This is a genomic window from Microbacterium candidum (assembly GCF_030315975.1).
Lineage (GTDB): Bacteria > Actinomycetota > Actinomycetes > Actinomycetales > Microbacteriaceae > Microbacterium > Microbacterium candidum.
The window spans coordinates 240,350-256,007 of sequence record NZ_JASXSZ010000006.1; the positions used below are offsets into that span (position 1 = coordinate 240,350).

Annotated in this window: 15 protein-coding genes; 11 read left to right on the forward strand and 4 right to left on the reverse strand. The window is 70.7% G+C overall.

Going from position 1 to position 15,658, the window contains the following annotated elements; genetic code table 11:
• Positions 1 to 10 precede the first annotated feature (10 nt).
• The 4 genes from rbfA to QSV35_RS17530 all read left to right on the forward strand — a co-directional run bounded on the left by rbfA (position 11) and on the right by QSV35_RS17530 (position 5,661).
• Positions 11 to 442 carry a 30S ribosome-binding factor RbfA gene (rbfA, locus tag QSV35_RS17515; protein ID WP_286290138.1) on the forward strand — a complete coding sequence of 144 codons (432 nt, stop codon included), beginning with the start codon at positions 11 to 13 and terminating at the stop codon, positions 440 to 442.
• A gap of 63 nt (positions 443 to 505) precedes the next feature.
• A complete protein-coding gene (locus tag QSV35_RS17520; protein WP_286290139.1) occupies positions 506 to 1,807 on the forward strand; it encodes a glycosyltransferase in 1,302 nt (433 codons plus the stop codon).
• A gap of 10 nt (positions 1,808 to 1,817) precedes the next feature.
• On the forward strand, positions 1,818 to 2,108 hold the full coding sequence (locus QSV35_RS17525) for a YciI family protein (RefSeq protein ID WP_286290140.1): 291 nt from the start codon (positions 1,818 to 1,820) through the stop codon (positions 2,106 to 2,108).
• A 271-nt stretch (positions 2,109 to 2,379) separates the two neighbouring features.
• Entirely contained in the window at positions 2,380 to 5,661 is a 3,282-nt protein-coding gene (locus QSV35_RS17530) for a S8 family peptidase (protein ID WP_286290141.1), read from the forward strand.
• A gap of 160 nt (positions 5,662 to 5,821) precedes the next feature.
• On the opposite strand, the gene QSV35_RS17535 is transcribed toward QSV35_RS17530, so the two are convergent.
• Together QSV35_RS17535 and QSV35_RS17540 are read right to left on the reverse strand one after the other, a co-directional pair.
• The gene (locus tag QSV35_RS17535) at positions 5,822 to 6,682 is read right to left on the reverse strand and encodes an HhH-GPD family protein (protein WP_286290142.1); all 861 of its coding nucleotides are present in this window, start codon (positions 6,680 to 6,682) and stop codon (positions 5,822 to 5,824) included.
• Positions 6,683 to 6,697: 15 nt separating this feature from the next.
• Positions 6,698 to 8,179 (reverse strand): amidohydrolase family protein, encoded by a 1,482-nt coding sequence (locus tag QSV35_RS17540; protein ID WP_286290143.1) that lies wholly within the window; start codon positions 8,177 to 8,179, stop codon positions 6,698 to 6,700.
• A gap of 161 nt (positions 8,180 to 8,340) precedes the next feature.
• Between QSV35_RS17540 and QSV35_RS17545 the strand changes: the two genes are divergently transcribed.
• The 5 genes from QSV35_RS17545 to QSV35_RS17565 are packed head-to-tail and all read left to right on the forward strand — an operon-like array spanning position 8,341 to position 11,719.
• Positions 8,341 to 9,018 carry a nucleoside/nucleotide kinase family protein gene (locus tag QSV35_RS17545; RefSeq protein WP_286290144.1) on the forward strand — a complete coding sequence of 226 codons (678 nt, stop codon included), beginning with the start codon at positions 8,341 to 8,343 and terminating at the stop codon, positions 9,016 to 9,018.
• Positions 9,019 to 9,050: 32 nt separating this feature from the next.
• Positions 9,051 to 9,914: a tRNA pseudouridine(55) synthase TruB gene (truB, locus tag QSV35_RS17550; RefSeq protein ID WP_419956868.1), complete on the forward strand. Its 864-nt coding sequence runs from the start codon at positions 9,051 to 9,053 to the stop codon at positions 9,912 to 9,914.
• On the forward strand, positions 9,911 to 10,279 hold the full coding sequence (locus QSV35_RS17555; RefSeq protein ID WP_286290148.1) for a hypothetical protein: 369 nt from the start codon (positions 9,911 to 9,913) through the stop codon (positions 10,277 to 10,279). Before truB ends, QSV35_RS17555 begins: the two co-directional genes overlap by 4 nt.
• 31 nt (positions 10,280 to 10,310) lie before the next feature.
• The gene (locus QSV35_RS17560; protein ID WP_286290150.1) at positions 10,311 to 10,769 is read left to right on the forward strand and encodes a hypothetical protein; all 459 of its coding nucleotides are present in this window, start codon (positions 10,311 to 10,313) and stop codon (positions 10,767 to 10,769) included.
• The gene (locus tag QSV35_RS17565; RefSeq protein ID WP_286290151.1) at positions 10,766 to 11,719 is read left to right on the forward strand and encodes a bifunctional riboflavin kinase/FAD synthetase; all 954 of its coding nucleotides are present in this window, start codon (positions 10,766 to 10,768) and stop codon (positions 11,717 to 11,719) included. The genes QSV35_RS17560 and QSV35_RS17565 overlap by 4 nt, the downstream gene beginning before the upstream one ends.
• A 59-nt stretch (positions 11,720 to 11,778) precedes the next feature.
• On the opposite strand, the gene QSV35_RS17570 is transcribed toward QSV35_RS17565, so the two are convergent.
• Entirely contained in the window at positions 11,779 to 12,624 is an 846-nt protein-coding gene (locus QSV35_RS17570; RefSeq protein ID WP_286290152.1) for a carbohydrate kinase family protein, read from the reverse strand.
• On the reverse strand, positions 12,621 to 13,532 hold the full coding sequence (locus QSV35_RS17575) for a pseudouridine-5'-phosphate glycosidase (RefSeq protein WP_286290153.1): 912 nt from the start codon (positions 13,530 to 13,532) through the stop codon (positions 12,621 to 12,623). The genes QSV35_RS17570 and QSV35_RS17575 overlap by 4 nt, the downstream gene beginning before the upstream one ends.
• Positions 13,533 to 13,685: 153 nt before the next feature.
• On the opposite strand from QSV35_RS17575, the gene QSV35_RS17580 reads away from it, so the two are divergent.
• Together QSV35_RS17580 and deoC are read left to right on the forward strand one after the other, a co-directional pair.
• Positions 13,686 to 14,651, forward strand: coding sequence for a sugar-binding transcriptional regulator (locus QSV35_RS17580; protein WP_286290154.1), 966 nt, complete (start codon positions 13,686 to 13,688; stop codon positions 14,649 to 14,651).
• Positions 14,648 to 15,655 (forward strand): deoxyribose-phosphate aldolase, encoded by a 1,008-nt coding sequence (gene deoC, locus QSV35_RS17585; RefSeq protein ID WP_286290157.1) that lies wholly within the window; start codon positions 14,648 to 14,650, stop codon positions 15,653 to 15,655. Before QSV35_RS17580 ends, deoC begins: the two co-directional genes overlap by 4 nt.
• The last annotated feature ends 3 nt before the right edge of the window (positions 15,656 to 15,658 follow it).

The following is a 15,658-nucleotide window of genomic DNA, read 5'->3' on the forward strand; positions in this document are numbered from 1 at the left end:
GGAGATTCCCATGTCCAGCGAACGTCAGGCCCGCATGGCGGACCGCATTCGCGTCCTCATCGCGGAGCGCCTCGAGAAGGGGCTGCGCGACCCGCGTCTCGGCTTCGTGACGATCACCGACGTCCGCGTGACCGGTGATCTGCAGCACGCCTCCGTGTTCTACACGGTGCTCGGCTCCGAGGAGGAGCGGCTCGCGTCCGGCGAGGCGCTGAAGTCGGCGACCGGGATGCTGCGCAGCGAGGTCGGGCGCAAGCTCGGCGTGCGCCTCACCCCGACGCTCGAGTTCATCCCCGATGCGCTTCCCGCCGACGCGGGTCACATCGAAGACCTGCTGCGCGAGGCGCGCGAGCGCGACGCGCAGGTCGCGGGCATCGCCGCATCCGCGTCGTTCGCGGGCGAGGCGGACCCGTACGTCAAGCCGCGCGAGTTCGACGAGGAGTAATCCGTATCAGACCTCCCCGACGTGCTCTCCAGCATTCCTGGAGCACGTTCTTTGGAGGTCTCGATGCTTTCTGTCCTCGTCACGGCCACTGTGGCCGACGGCCACACCGCACCCATGCTGGCGATCGCCGCGCATCTGGTCCGCGCCGGGCACCGCGTGCGCTTCCTCTCAGGGGAGCGGTTCGCGGATGCGGTGCGTGGCACCGGCGCGGAATACGTGCCGTGGCCGGATGATGCGATTCCCGCATCCCTGGCTCACCCGGGGACGCCGAACGCCGAGCACTCGTCGCCGGGTGCGCGCGGCCTCGGCAAGGCCGTCGCGGAGATCTTCATCGAGCCGGGCCCCGCTCAGTATCGCGCCATCCAGGCGGCGCTCGACGACGTGCCGACCGATGTCCTGCTGACCGAGTCGACTGTCGTCGGAGCAGCAGCGGTCGCACTCCAGTCGGAACCGCATGTGCCCGTCGTCGTGTGCGGCGTCCTGCCGCTCGGGCTCTCCAGCGTCGATGCCGCGCCGTTCGGGCTCGGCATCCTCCCGCGCGCCGACCTCGTCGGACGCCTGCGCAACCGGGCGCTGAACGCGCTCGTGCGGCGCGTCGTGCTCCGGCATCCGCAGAAGCTGGCCGAACGTCTCGTGCGGGAGCTCGTCGGCGGTGACCTCGACTGTTATTTCCAGGACTGGGGCACGCGCGCAGACCTCTTCCTCCAGCTCACGGTGCCGGGGTTCGAGTACCCGCGGAGCGACCTCGCGGAGAACGTCCGGTTCGTGGGACCCGTCCTCGGGACTCCGTCTCGTGCGGCGGGTCTGCCGGTGTGGTGGGACGACCTCGACGGGCGGGCGGTCGTCCACGTCTCCCAGGGGACGGTCGCGAACACCGACCTGCAGGAGCTCATCGGACCGACGATCCGTGCGCTCGCCGATCGCGACGTCCTCGTCGTCGTCGCCACGGGCGGGGCACCCGTCTCGGAACTCGGCGAGCTGCCGCCCCACGTTCGTGCCGCCGAGTTCATCCCGTACGAGCGGCTGATGCCCCGCGTCGACGTGTTCGTGACGAACGGCGGATACGGCGGGCTGCATCACGCCCTGGCGCACGGTGTCCCGATGGTGGTCGCCGGCGACACGGAGGACAAGATGGAGACGACGCGTCGCGTCGAGTGGTCGCGGACCGGCCTGAACCTCGGTACAGCCCACCCCGGCGAGTCGGCGATCGCCGATGCTGTCGACCGTGTGCTCTCGGAGCCTTCCTTCCGCGATCAGGCCCGTGAACTGCAGGCGGAGATCGCGGTGGCACCCGGTGCTGAGGGGATCGAGGAGATGATCCGCGGACTCGTCGGGGTGGGTGCGCAGCAGCCGGCGCGCGCGTAGTGTGCGATCCGTGTACGCGGCCGTCTTCTACGACATGGACCCGGATGCGGAGCCCGCGGACTTCGCGCGCTTCGTCGAAGCGTTCCCACGGCATCGGGTGTATCTCGACGCGTTCGCCGAGGGCGGCGATGTGCTGATGATCGGGACGTTCGGCAACCCGGCGGCAGAGGGGTCGATGGCGTTCTTCCGGTCCCGGTCGGCCGCCGAGCGCTTCATCGCGGATGATCCGTTCGTGACGGAGGGACTCGTGCACCGGGTACGGGTGCTCGACTGGGATCCGATCGTCTTCGCGGACCGGTGAGGCCGTTTGGCAGGTTCATGCCGATGTCCGGAAACCGCCGTGAAGACTTCTGGTCAATTCTGTGAATGACCCGTAGCCTGGTGCGCGGTCGTGTCCCCGACGGCCGCGCATCCGATGTCTGGATGTATGCGAACACGCTCCGCGCCGTAGGGACACCAGGCATGAAGGAGTGTCACAGATGTCGAGAGATCCTCGATTCGGAAGGCGGCGCATGGGCGCCGCCTTCGTTGCTGTTGCATGTGCAGTCGTCGCGCTCGCAGGTCCTGCGGGCATGGCCTCAGCGGCGAGCGACCCGACCCCCGCCATCCCCGTGGCACCGGCCGCGCACGCGAAGCTGCCGGCGGACAAGCTGGCAGGGGGGCTCGACAAGATGAGCGGCAGCCACGCCGTCTTCGTCCAGCTGAGCGGGCAGGGCGCCGCCTTCGCCGCGAACGACGCGAAGGCCAAGGGCAAGGACAAGAACGCACAGAAGGCGGCCGGCAAGGCAGCCAAGGCCGACTCCGCGGCGAAGTCCGCGGCGGTCGTGAAGCAGGCGAAGGGCGTCGACGGCAAGACCACAGAGCTGTGGCAGGTCGGCAATGCGCTCCCCGGTGTCGCGATCACCGCAGACGCCGCCGCGCTGCGGTCGATCGCCGGCCGCAGCGACGTCGTCAAGATCTCGCCGCTCGTCCCGAAGCACGTCGACAACTCCAACGCGTCGGACCTCACTCGGGCGGTCGACACCTGGCAGCAGACCCACAACACCGGCGCCGGGGTCAAGGTCGCCATCATCGACACCGGCCTCGATTACACGCACGCGGACTTCGGCGGCCAGGGCACGGTCGCCGCATGGGATGCCGCGCACGCCAACAACACCGACCCCAACTGGATGTCGACGCTCACGCCGCTGGCGAAGGCGAAGGTGCTCGGCGGCTACGACTTCGTCGGCGACAACTACGACGCGGCGCCGACGAACGCCGATGGTTCGGCGAACCCGAACTACCAGCCCGTCGCGCACCCCGACCCCGACCCGATCGGCTGCAACGCGCACGGCACGCATGTCGCGGGCATCACCGCGGGATACGGCGAGAACGCCGACGGCACGACGTTCACGGGCGACTACTCGTCCCTGACCTCGGCAGACCTCGCTGCGATGAAGATAGACCCGGGCATGGCTCCGGGCGCCGAGCTCTACCCGCTGAAGGTCTTCGGGTGCACCGGATCGACGAACGTCGTCATCCCGGCGCTCGACAAGACGCTCGACCTCGATGGAAACGGCACCAAGGCCGACATCGTGAACCTGTCGCTCGGCTCCGACTACGGCACGGTCGACGACCCGGAGAACGACGTCGTCGACGCGATCGCGAAGGCGGGCGTGCTGCCGGTCATCGCGATGGGCAACGCCAGCGACATCACCGACATCGGCGGATCGCCGGGTAACGCGATCCGCTCGCTCGCCGTCGCGAGCTCGGTCGACTCGTACCAGCCGCTCGACGGTCTCATGGTGAATGCGCCCACCAAGGGCATCGTGGCCGGGCAGATGTCGGTCGCGTACGACTGGCCGAACAACGGTCCGACCAAGGCACCTGTGACCGGCAGCGTCGTCGAGCTCTCGGCCAACAACACCGACGGCTGCGACCCGCTGAGCGCCGAAGACGCGGCGAAGGTCCAGGGCAAGGTCGCCTGGCTGACGTGGGACTCGAGCGCGGCACGTCGCTGCGGCTCGGCCGGGCGTTCGGCGAACGTCGCGAAGGCGGGGGCGATCGGCGCGATCTTCACCGGCGACGTCAACCCGTTCTCGGCCGGCATCACCGGCAGTGCCGTCATCCCGGTCTTCCAGCTCACGGTCGGCTCGACCGCGCAGCTGCAGCCGGCGGCCGACGCGGGCACGCTCAACGTCACGTTCGACGGCAAGCTCGCGCTCGCCTCGAGCGACGTCGACCACTCGCTGGACGACACGATCAGCTCGTTCTCCTCGCGCGGCACGCACGGCAGCATCGGCGTGGTCAAGCCCGACGTCGCCGCCCCGGGTGACACGATCCTGTCCGCGGGCATCGGCACGGGCGACGGCGCGCTGAGCGAGTCGGGCACCTCGATGGCGACCCCGCACACCGCGGGCATCGCGGCGCTTGTGAAGAACGTGCACCCGACGTGGACGCCGGAGCAGGTCAAGGCCGACATCATGAACACGGCCGGTCACGATGTGTACACCGAGAAGGGCCAGAAGGGCGCGGTCTACGGCCCGGCCCGCGACGGCGCCGGTCGCGTCGACGCCCTGTCCGCGGTGAGCAACACGCTCCTCGCGTACTCGGACGACACCCCCGGCGGCGTCTCGGTCTCGTTCGGTCCGGTCGAGGCTCCGGCCTCGCAGGCGACCGTGACGAAGACGCGCTCGGTCACGCTGCAGAACACCGGCACGAAGGACGTCTCGGCGAACCTGTCGTACAACGGCGTGAACATGCAGCCCGGCGTCGCGTACACGGTGAGCCCGGCGAGCGTCACAGTGCCCGCCGGAAAGACCGCGACCGTGACCGTCACGATGACGATCACGACGGCCGACCTCCGCAACACGATCGACCCGACGATGGAGGCCACGCAGTTCGGCCTCCCGCGCCAGTTCGTCGCGGATGCCTCCGGTCGCCTGCTCGTGACCGTCGGCAGCGCCACGCCGCTGCGCGTGCCCGTGTACGGCGCCGCGAAGCCGGTGTCGACCACGGTGGCGAGCGACGCGCACATGGGCAACTCGCGTGCGCTGGTGCTCTCTGGCCAGGGCGTCGCGAACGGCCAGATCGGTGACCCGACGGCGTACAACTCGCTCGTCTCGGTCATGACGCTGGGGGCGACGAGCCCGAAGCTGCCGGTGTGCTCGGCGACCGTTCAGCAGAACTGCACGGTCAACCAGACGGCCACCGGTGGCGACATCCAATATGTCGGTGCCGGCTCGGCACCCGGCTCGACCGACGGGAAGACCGACTGGTCGAAGGGCACGCTCTGGCTCGGTCTGTCGACCTACGGCGACTGGGCGACGGTAGGCAACAGCACGATCCCGTACGTCCTCATCGACACCAACGGAGACGGCCACCCCGACTTCCAGGTGTACGTGAAGAACTACCCGGGCACCGATCTGCTGCTGGTGAACACGGTCAACATCAACACGGGCGAGCTCGTCGACCAGGAGTCGATCAACGGCCAGTTCGCGGATGTCAACACGAACGTGTTCGACACGAACGTGCTGACGATGCCCGTGTCGCTCGCGGCCCTCGGGGTGCCTGCCGACGCGACGTCGTTCCCGATCACCTACACGGTCGCAACGAACAGCCAGTACGCGGTCAACCCCGACGGGAACATCGACACCGTCGGCCCGATCAAGTACGACATCGCCAACCCCGCGATCGCCTTCAGCAGCCCGCTGTATCTGGACCAGGCCGGCACGGCCATCCCGTACACGCGCGCTGCAGTCGGCGGCGGCAACGGTGCGGGCAACGCGAACGGCCTGAAGATCCAGGCCCTCGTGCTGCACCTGCACGGCGCCGCCGGTCAGCGCGCCCAGGTGGTGACGCTCGGCAACAAGTGATCCTACGCTGAGGGCCCGGTCCGGTCGGTTCGCCGATCGGACCGGGCCCTCGGCCTGTCCTGGTGAGGTCACTCTCCCCGTTGACTTGCCCCAGAAGTACGACACGCCGGGCGTGTCGCGTACATCTGGGAAACGTCGACGAGTGAGGCGTGCACGTCCGTCAGGCGGGGAGGCGCAGCATCCCGTCCGCGGCTTCCGCCAGCCCGTCGGCGATGAGCGAGTCGATCGCGCGGTCGCGCTGTCCGGTGTCGGGCCAGTCGGCGGCGACCTCGTCGAGGGGGAGGGGCGATGCATCCCGGAGCGCCTTCATCACGGCGCCGCGCGCCTGGCGATCGCTGCCCTCGTACCGCGCCTGCGTGCGTCGCGCGTCTCCGGTGTCGGGGTAGCCGGCCGCGCGCCACGCGCACATATGCGCGATCGGGCATGCGGTGCAGCGCGGGGCACGGGCGGTGCAGACGACCGCGCCGAGCTCCATCGTGGCGGCGTTGACGACGGCGGCCTCCGCGTCGTCCCCCGGGAGGATCGCGGCCATCGCCGCGAGGTCGGTCTTGGCGGGCGGGCCGGGCTGGGCGGCGCCGTCGATCGTGCGAGCGAGCACCCGGCGGGTGTTCGTGTCGACGACGGGATGCCGGTCCCCGTACGCGAAGACGGCGACCGCGCGCGACGTGTAGTCGCCGATGCCGGAGAGGGCCATGAGGGCATCGACGTCCCGCGGCACCTCGCCGTCGTGCCGGTCCCGGATCTCGGTCGCCGCCCGGTGCAGCCACAGCGCGCGCCGGGGGTAGCCGAGGTTCGCCCACTGCCGCACGGCCTCCGCAGGCGGCTCGGCGGCGAGGTCCGCAGGTTGCGGCCAGCGCGCGAGCCAGGCCTCGAGATGCGGGACGACGCGGTTCACCGGCGTCTGCTGCAGCATGAATTCGCTCACGAGCGTGCCCCACGGACTGAAGCCGGGCCGGCGCCACGGGAGATCGCGCGCGTTCGCCCGATACCACGCGATGAGCGGTGTCGCGAGGTCGGGCATGCCGAAAGCCTAAGGTCAGCGCGGGGTGCCGCGGACCTGACGGCCGGGAAACGCGTCGGCGACGATCTCGCCGTCGCGCACGACGCGCTCACCGGCGACGAGCAGATGCCGGACGCCGACCGACGGTCGTGTCGGATCGGCATAGGTCGCGCGGTCGGTGATCGTCCTCGGATCCAACACCACGATGTCGGCATCCGCCCCGACCCCGAGACGCCCCTTGCGCGTCGCCGAGGCGGATGCCGAGTCCAGGACCCGCGCGGGAAGGTAGGAGCAGCGACGGAACGCTTCGACCCAGTCCCAGGCGCCCGTCTCGCGGACCATGAGGCGCAGCGACTTCGCGAACGTGCCCGCGTTGCGGGGGTGGCTGCGCGCTCCCGGCGGGAGCGGCCAGCGGGTGCTCTCCGACACGAAGCCGTGTTCACCCGGCCAGATGATGGGCATCGCATCGCTCGCGACGATCGCGTCGGGGAAGGCCAGCGAGCGGCGGATGAGCGCGGCATCCGTCGACTGCTCCTCGTCGAGGAAGTGGACGACGCAGAGCATCCCCGGGTCCGCGGCGCGGAGCGCCGCGAGCTCCCGCGCGTCGCGCACGCGTTCGCCCGTCTCGACCATCACGATGTCGTGCGGCGTGATCCCCCACGCGGACAGTCGTTCGGGGGCGAGGAAGAACGCGCCGATGCCCGTCGAGCCGGCGCCGTAGGGGTAGGTCTCGAGCGTCACCGGGGCACCGTCGCGGCGGCTGTCATCGAGCATCCCGAGCACGCGGTCGACGTGCCGGCGCGACGTCGAGTTCACGTGGCAGTGGTGCATGTGCGCCCCCGTTTCGGCGGCCGCCCGCACCACCTCGAGCGATCCGTCGATCGGCGTGTGCGGGTCGGCCTCCACGAGCTCCCGCACGTGCGTGTAGGTGGGGACGCCGGCTCGGGCGGCGAGTGCCGCCGTCGCGAGGTACTCGGCGGGATCCGATCGGGGCGCGTACCCGAGCAGGATGCCGATCCCGAGCGCGCCGTCGGCGAGCTCGTCCTCGAGGAAGGACAGCCAGGAGTTCAGCTCGACAGGTGACGAGCTGCGCTGCCACTCGGGGTCGTCGAGCACGCCGAGTCCCTGCAGGAACGTTCCGTTCGGCTCGAGCCCGACCAGGGTGGCAGCCCGCGCGACGCCCCAGCTCGCCGAGAAGCCGTAGTTCAGCGGCCGACCTTCCGCGGCGGCCCGCTCGTACGCGCGGGCGATGGGCGCGACTCCCGCCTCGAGGTCGAGCGCCGTCGTCACGCCGTCCATCGCCTGCAGCCGGTGTCCGGCGATCGAATGCGTGTGGCTGTGCAGGTCGATGAAGCCCGGGCCCACGATGAGGCCCGTCGCATCCACGATCTCTGCGCCCTCGGGCGCCACCAGCGCCTCGCCGATCTCCGCGATCCGCCCGTCGCGGATCAGCACGTCGCACACCTCGTCGGTGCGGGCGGCGGGATCGATGACCCGGCCGTGGCGCAGCAGCATCATGCATCCATCTGAGCATGTCCCCGGCCGCCCGATCTCGTCCGATCCGACGATCCGGGGCACGGCATTCGTGCGATCCGCCGATGCCGGCCGTCTCGCGGCGACGGTGCGATCACCGCTGCCCACGGCACGGCGGACATGGTCCGAAAGCCTAGGCTGGATGCATGCGCCTGCCGAACACGCCCCTCACGGAGCTGCAGCGCGGGCTGCGCGACGACGTGCGGCGATGGTTCCCGGCGGGACGCGTGATCCTCGGGGTCGACGGCATCGACGGTGCGGGAAAGTCGGTCTTCGCGGACAGCCTCGCGGCCGTGTTCGCGGAGGACGGCTCGGCGGTGTTCCGTGCGAGCATGGACGACTTCCACCGCCCGCGCGCAGAGCGGTACGCGCTCGGCAGACGCAGTCCCGAGGGCTTCTACCGCGACTCCTACGACGAGGACACGCTGCGGCGCGTGCTGATCGACCCCTTCCGGGATGCGGCGCACACCTCCGCGACGACCGGGTTCCAGCTCGCGGCGTTCGACCTCGCCCGCGACGCGCCCGTCGAGGCGCGGTGGGTCACCGGTCCCGCCGACGCGGTGCTGATCGTCGACGGGATCTTCCTGCAGCGTCCGTCGCTCGAGGACTGCTGGGATCGCACCGTCTGGCTCGACGTCCCGTGGGCGGCGGCGTACGCCCGGATGGCCGAGCGCGACGGGATCGACCCCGATCCGGACGCGCCGTCGAACGCGCGCTGGCGCGGCGGGATGCAGCTCTACCTCGACGAGGTGCAGCCGCGCGACGCTTCGTCCTTCATCGTCGACAACGCCGACCTCATGCACCCGCGGAGAGTGCGCGCGTGAGCGGCATCCTGCTCGTCGACAAGCCCGGAGGGATGACGTCGCACGACGTCGTCGCGCGCGCGCGACGCGCGCTCGGCACCCGCAAGATCGGGCACGCCGGCACCCTCGATCCGATGGCGACGGGCCTTCTGGTCCTCGGGGTGGACGGCGCGACGCGCCTGCTGACCTTCATCGTGGGGCTCGACAAGACGTACGAGGCGACGATCCGCCTCGGGGTGTCGACCGACTCGGACGACGCCGACGGACAGGTCACGGCGACGACGGATGCGGCGCACATGACGTCCGAGCAGATCCGCGCCGCGATCGCACCGCTCACCGGCCGGATCTCGCAGGTGCCGAGCACCGTGTCGGCGATCAAGGTGGGCGGCCGCCGTGCCTATGACCTCGCCCGCGCGGGGGAGGAGGTCGAACTGAAGGCCCGCGAGGTCACCGTGTCGCGATTCGACGTGCTGGCAGAGCGCACCTCGACGGGCTCGGTGACCGGCATGACGACGGTCGACCTCGACGTCGTCGTCGATTGCTCGAGCGGCACCTACATCCGCGCGCTCGCGCGCGACCTCGGCGCGTCGCTCGGCGTGGGCGGGCACCTGACGGCGCTGCGCCGCACGCGGATCGGCCCGTTCGACGTCGCGGGCGCGGCATCCATCGACGACCTCGCCTCGGCCCTGGTCGAAAGCCCGGCCGACGTCGCGTCCGCCGTCCTCGGCCGCCTCGACGTCACCGCCGACGAAGCCCGCGACCTCCGGCACGGCAAGCGCCTCACGGGCGCGGGCGAGCGGATCCCGGGGAAGACCGCCGCGGCGGTCGATCCCGACGGCACGCTCGTCGGCATCGTGGAGCGCCGCGGCGCCGACCTCAAGAGCGCCATGAACATGCCCGAGGAGCACGCCCCTTGATCCTGTGGTTCACGTACATCCTGGTAGCGATCGCTGCCGTCGGCGGGCTCGTGTGCGTCGTGCTGGGCCTCGCAGGGCGCCGCCCGAGCGACCTCAGCGTCGGCATCCTCGCCCTTCTCGAACTCGGCCTCCTCGCGCAGGTCGTGATCGCGATCATCGCGCCCCTTGCGGGCAACCCGCCCACCGGCAGCCTCCTCGAGTTCTGGGTGTACCTCGTGTCGGCGGTGCTGCTGCCGCCCGCGGCCATCGTGTGGGCGCTCCTCGAGCGCAGCCGCTGGAGCACGGTGATCATGGGGATCGCCGCGCTCGCGGTCGCCGTCATGGTGTGGCGGATGCAGGTCATCTGGACCGTGCAGGGCGCCTGAGCCGTCGGCACCCCGAAATATGATTGTGGGGATGACTTCCCCCTCCGCCCCCAAGCGGCGCCGCATGAGCGGCATCGGCCGCGTGCTCGTCGTGGTCTACGCGATCCTCGCGCTCGGCGCCTTCGGCCGGTCGCTCGTGCAGATCGTCGAGCGCTACGACAAGGCCCCGCTGGCGTTCACGCTCTCCGCCGTCTCCGCCGTCGTCTACATCGTCGCGACCCTCGCCCTCGTGTTCGCGGGCTCGAAGGTCTGGTACCGCATCGCGTGGATCACGATCAGCTTCGAGATGGCGGGCGTCCTCATCATCGGCGCTCTGAGCCTCGTGCGCCCCGAGCTCTTCCCCGAAGCGACGGTCTGGTCCGTGTTCGGCATGGGCTACGTGTTCGTCCCGCTCGTGCTGCCCTTCCTCGGCATGTGGTGGCTCGCGAAGCACCATCCCGCCGACGCCGCGGCGGCAGAGGGATCGACCACGGATGCGGTGACCCGATGATCGTCTTCCACGACCCGGCCGACGTGCCGGCCGGATTCGGGCCGTCCGTCATCGCGATCGGCAAGTTCGACGGCGTGCACGCCGGTCACCGGGCCCTCATCGAGCGCGCGCGAGTGGATGCCGCCCCCACAGGAGCAGCGGTCGTCGCCGTGACGTTCGACCGCAACCCGCTGCGGACGCTTCGCCCGGAGATCTGCCCCGACGACCTCGTCGGTGCGACGCAGAAGCTCCAGCTGCTCGAGGAGGCCGGGGTCGACGCGACCCTGATGCTGCGCTTCGACTCCGAGCTCGCCGGCATTCCGGCCGCCGAGTTCGTGGAGAGGTTCCTCGTCCAGGCGCTCGGCGCGCGGACGGTCCTGGTCGGCCGCGACTTCCGGTTCGGCCGCGGCGGCGCGGGAGACCCGCAGCTGCTCGCCGATATGGGGGCGACGCTGGGCTTCCGTGTCGACGCGGTCGACGACATCCGCTCGATCGACAGCGAGCGTCGTGTCTCGTCGACGTGGATCCGCGAGCTCCTCTCGGCGGGGGAGGTCGAGGCCGCCGGCCGCCTCCTCGGACGCCCGCACGCGGTGTGGGGCGAGGTGGTGCACGGCCTCAAGCGCGGGCGCGAGCTCGGCTTCCCGACGGCCAACCTGTCGCAGGAGCTCGAGGGGTATGTGCCCGCCGACGGCATCTACGCCGGATGGCTCATCGACGAAGGCGAGAGGCTGCGTCCCGGGACGCGGTATCCGGCCGCGATCAGCGTGGGCACGAATCCGACGTTCGACGACGTCCCGCAGCGGCAGGTCGAGGCGTACGTCCTCGACGAGACCGACCTCGACCTCTACGGGCATCGCGTCGAGGTCCAGTTCACCGCGCGCATCCGCGGCATGGTCGCCTTCGACGGCATCGACGCGCTCAAGGTCCAGATGGCGGACGACGTCTCGCGGGTGCGCACCTCTCTCAGCTGACCGAGCGCGTTGGCGGTCTCGTCAGGAGATCGGCGGCGCAGCGGGGTACGGCGCCCGATTCAGACCGCGCCCGGCGTACGCAGGGCGATGGCCGCGCGCTCCGAGCCGGCGAGTGCGCACTCCTCGGGGCCCCCGCCGTCGAGCGCCCGCGCGATGTATCCCGCCGCGAACGCGTCGCCGGCCCCGGTCGCGTCGGCGACGGTGTCGACCGGGCGCACCGAGACCTGCCGCATCCCCTCGTCGGAGACGATGGTGACGGGGTTCGGTCCGGCCTTGACGATCGACAGCCCGATCGGTCGCTCGAGCAGACCGACGCACTCCGCCTCCTCGGTGTTGGCGAAGACGACATCCGGTCGGAGGTCGGCGAGGAGCGTCCGCACCGTCTCGGTGCCCGTCTCGCGCAGGACGGCGAGCGACGACAGATCGACCGACACGGCGATGCCCCGGGAGGCGGCGACCCGTGCGAGCTCGCGGATCGCGGCCGATGACACCGGAGTGGTGAAGCCGTAGAACGGGACGTGCAGCCAGGCGACGCCGTCCAGCACCTCCTCGTCGATGGGGCCGAGCTTGGCGGCGGCCCCACGGTCCGGGAACATCGTCCGCTCCCCGGTCTCGTCGACGAGGATCACGATCGTGCCCGTGCGGCCTTCACGCTGCACGCGCACATCGATCCCGGCATCCTCGAGCTGCGCGGTGAGCGAGTCGGCGAGCACGTCGTCCCCGACCCGTCCGATGAACCGCACGGGGCACAGCGCGGCGGCGGCCGCTCCGACATTCGCGGCGCTGCCGCCGCGGGTCCGGAACACGGCCGCGGTGTTGTCTGTGGCGTAGTGCACCGGGCGGCGATGCCACACGATGACATCTTCGACGAGGTCGCCGACGACGGCGAGGATCCCGGACGTCATCGCCCGCTCAGGGCGGCGGCGATCCGCGCGCCCAGCGTCACGTTGCCGCGGTAGACCGCGACGTTGACCTCGAGGCTGCGGCCACCCGTCTCGCGCTGGATGTAGTCGAGCAGGAACGGGGTGATGTCGTGGCCGGAGACGCCTGCCGTGTCGGCTGCGGCGAGCGCCTGATCGAGGATCGCCGTGTGCAGCGCGGCGGGGAGCTGATCCTCGGGCGGCACGGGGTTCGCCACGAGGACCGCGGACTGCAGGCCCAGCGCGTCGCGGCCCGCGGCGACGGCAGCGACCTCTTCCGGAGTGTCGACCGAGTACTCGACGTCGAAACCGGAGTCGGCGATGTAGAAGCCGGGATAGTCCGTCGTGCCGTATCCCACGACCGTCGGCCCGAGCGTCTCCATCCGCTCGAGGGTGAGCGGGATGTCGAGGATCGACTTCACGCCGGCGCTCACGAGCACGATCGGCAGCGTCGCGAGGGACGGCAGGTCGGCGGACTCGTCGAACGTCTCCGAGGCTCCGCGATGGACGCCGCCGAGGCCGCCGGTGGAGAAGACCCGGATGCCGGCGCGGTGCGCGAGATACGCGGTCGCAGCGACCGTCGTGCCCGCGCTCATCCGCTTCGCCGCGAGGATCGGCAGATCGCGCACGCTCGCCTTGACGACTCCGTCGTCGAACGCGAGCCGCTCGAGCTCGTCGTCGTCGAGGCCCACGACGGCGACCCCGTCGACGATGCCGATCGTCGCCGGGACGACGCCCTCGTCGCGCACCCGCTCCTCCGCCTCGCGGGCGACATCGAGATTGCGCGGACGCGGCAGGCCGTGTGTGAGGATCGTGGACTCCAGCGCCAGCACGGGTCTGCCCGCGGAGACGGCGTCGAGCACGTGCGTGGCGATGCGGATCGGATCGGTCATGGCTGCCTTCCTCGGCGACGGTCCGTCCACGATAGGGGCTGGCACGGAAGGCATCAATGAGGACGTCCTCGCGGATGAGCAACCCCGAGCACAACCCCTGCTCATATGAGCACGGCAGTGCGCGGATGATGGCATGCGCGTACCCTCGAAGACGTGGAGACCGTGGACACCTCAGTGATCGTGGACGAGGAGCTCCTCTCCGTCCGCGTCGCCGAGCTGTACTACGACGCGGGCAAGACGCAGGACGAGATCGGTGCGCTGCTCGGCATCTCGCGCTGGAAGGCCGGCCGGCTGCTGACCCAGGCGCGCGAATCCGGCATCGTGCGCATCGAGATCGTGCATCCGAGCGCCAGGCGGCTCGGCGTCGAGCGCGCCCTGCGGACGCGGTTCCCGCGGCTGACCGACGCGGTCGTCGTCCCCGCGTTCGACGATGAGGCCGCTCTCGTCGACCGCGTGTCGCAGGCGGCCGCCGAACATCTTCGCGCCCTCCGACCGGTTCCGCGCACGCTCGGGGTGAGCTGGGGTCGCACGCTGACCGCGGTCGCCGATCGTCTGCAGAACGGATGGGCGCGGGGCGTCACGGTGGTGCAGGTGAACGGCGGCGTCAGCGTCAATCGCCGCCCCGGCGGAGCGGCGCATCTCGCGTCCACGATCGCCGAACGCGCATCGGGCGACGTCGTGCTGCTGCCGAGCCCGGCGATCCTCGAACAGGAGGAGACGGCGCACGCGATCCAAGCCGACCGCACCGTCGCGGCGGTCCTCGATCGCGCCGCGGACGCGGACGCCTACATCTTCTCGGCGGGGGTCTGTGACGCATCCTCCGCCCACGTCGAAAACGGATATCTGACTCTCGCCGACATCCGCCGGCTGCAGCAGCGCGGCGCTGTCGGCGACGTCCTGGGCCGATACATCGACGCGGACGGCAACATCGTCGACCCCGCGCTCGACGTCCGCACGGTCGGGATGCCCCTGTCGCGGCTTCGGTCCGCGGCGACGGCGATCTTCGTCACGGCCGGGGCGGCGAAGCACGATCTGGCCCGTACCGTCGTGGGTACGGGACTGTGTACGGTGATCGTGACCGACGAGACCACGGCCAGAGCACTGCTGGAGGAATCATGAGTCTGACCGAGATCCAGAGACAAGGGGAGCGGGCCCTCGAGCTCCTGGGCGGTGAACCCGACGATGCGACGCTGCGCCGCTTCCTGCACGGACTCCCGGGCGTGGATGCGGTCGGGCTCGAGCAGCGCGCCGCGGCCCTGGGGACGCGCTCGATCAAGACCTCGTCGAAGGCGTGGGCGCTCGACAGGATCATCTCGCTGATCGACCTGACGACCCTCGAAGGCGCCGACACTCCCGGCAAGGTGCGCTCGCTCGTCGCGAAGGCGCTGAACCCGGATGCTGGGGACCCGACGTGCCCACGCGTGGCCGCGGTGTGCGTCTACGGCGACATGGTCCCGTACGCGGTCGCAGCACTGGGGGCCGCGCACGGTGACCCGGACGACGGCCTGGTGAGCGTCGCGGCTGTCGCGACGGCGTTCCCGAGCGGCCGGGCGTCGCTCGAGATCAAGCTCGCCGATACGGCCGATGCCGTCGCGCACGGCGCGGACGAGATCGACATGGTCATCGACCGCGGGGCTTTCCTCGCGGGCCGATATGGGCTCGTCTTCGAGCAGATCGCGCGCGTCAAGCAGGCGTGCCGCCGCGCGGACGGCAGCTACGCATCCCTCAAGGTCATCCTCGAGACGGGCGAGCTGAACACCTACGACAACGTCAAGCGCGCGTCGTGGCTCGCGATCATCGCGGGCGGCGACTTCATCAAGACCTCGACCGGCAAGGTGTCGCCGGCGGCCACGCTGCCCGTGACACTCCTGATGCTCGAGGTCGTGCGCGACTGGCACCGCCTGACCGGCGAGCGGATCGGCGTGAAGCCCGCGGGCGGCATCCGCACGTCGAAGGATGCCATCAAGTACGTCGTGACGGTGGCCGAGACCGTCGGCGTGGAGTGGCTCCAGCCGCACCTTTTCCGCTTCGGCGCCTCGAGCCTGCTCAACGACGTGCTGCGCCAGCGCCAGAAGATCACGACCGGCCACTACGCCGGCGCCGACTACGTGACGATCGACTGAGGA

What these genes read in the sequence shown, in the direction of transcription:
- rbfA (WP_286290138.1), top strand. Translation starts at nt 11, where the DNA reads ATGTCCAGCGAACGTCAGGCCCGCATGGCGGACCGCATTCGCGTCCTC.
- QSV35_RS17520 (WP_286290139.1), top strand. Translation starts at nt 506, where the DNA reads ATGCTTTCTGTCCTCGTCACGGCCACTGTGGCCGACGGCCACACCGCA.
- QSV35_RS17530 (WP_286290141.1), top strand. Translation starts at nt 2,380, where the DNA reads ATGGCCTCAGCGGCGAGCGACCCGACCCCCGCCATCCCCGTGGCACCG.
- QSV35_RS17535 (WP_286290142.1), bottom strand. Translation starts at nt 6,682, where the DNA reads ATGCCCGACCTCGCGACACCGCTCATCGCGTGGTATCGGGCGAACGCG.
- QSV35_RS17540 (WP_286290143.1), bottom strand. Translation starts at nt 8,179, where the DNA reads ATGATGCTGCTGCGCCACGGCCGGGTCATCGATCCCGCCGCCCGCACC.
- QSV35_RS17545 (WP_286290144.1), top strand. Translation starts at nt 8,341, where the DNA reads ATGCGCCTGCCGAACACGCCCCTCACGGAGCTGCAGCGCGGGCTGCGC.
- truB (WP_419956868.1), top strand. Translation starts at nt 9,051, where the DNA reads ATGACGTCGCACGACGTCGTCGCGCGCGCGCGACGCGCGCTCGGCACC.
- QSV35_RS17560 (WP_286290150.1), top strand. Translation starts at nt 10,311, where the DNA reads ATGACTTCCCCCTCCGCCCCCAAGCGGCGCCGCATGAGCGGCATCGGC.
- QSV35_RS17565 (WP_286290151.1), top strand. Translation starts at nt 10,766, where the DNA reads ATGATCGTCTTCCACGACCCGGCCGACGTGCCGGCCGGATTCGGGCCG.
- QSV35_RS17570 (WP_286290152.1), bottom strand. Translation starts at nt 12,624, where the DNA reads ATGACGTCCGGGATCCTCGCCGTCGTCGGCGACCTCGTCGAAGATGTC.
- QSV35_RS17575 (WP_286290153.1), bottom strand. Translation starts at nt 13,532, where the DNA reads ATGACCGATCCGATCCGCATCGCCACGCACGTGCTCGACGCCGTCTCC.
- deoC (WP_286290157.1), top strand. Translation starts at nt 14,648, where the DNA reads ATGAGTCTGACCGAGATCCAGAGACAAGGGGAGCGGGCCCTCGAGCTC.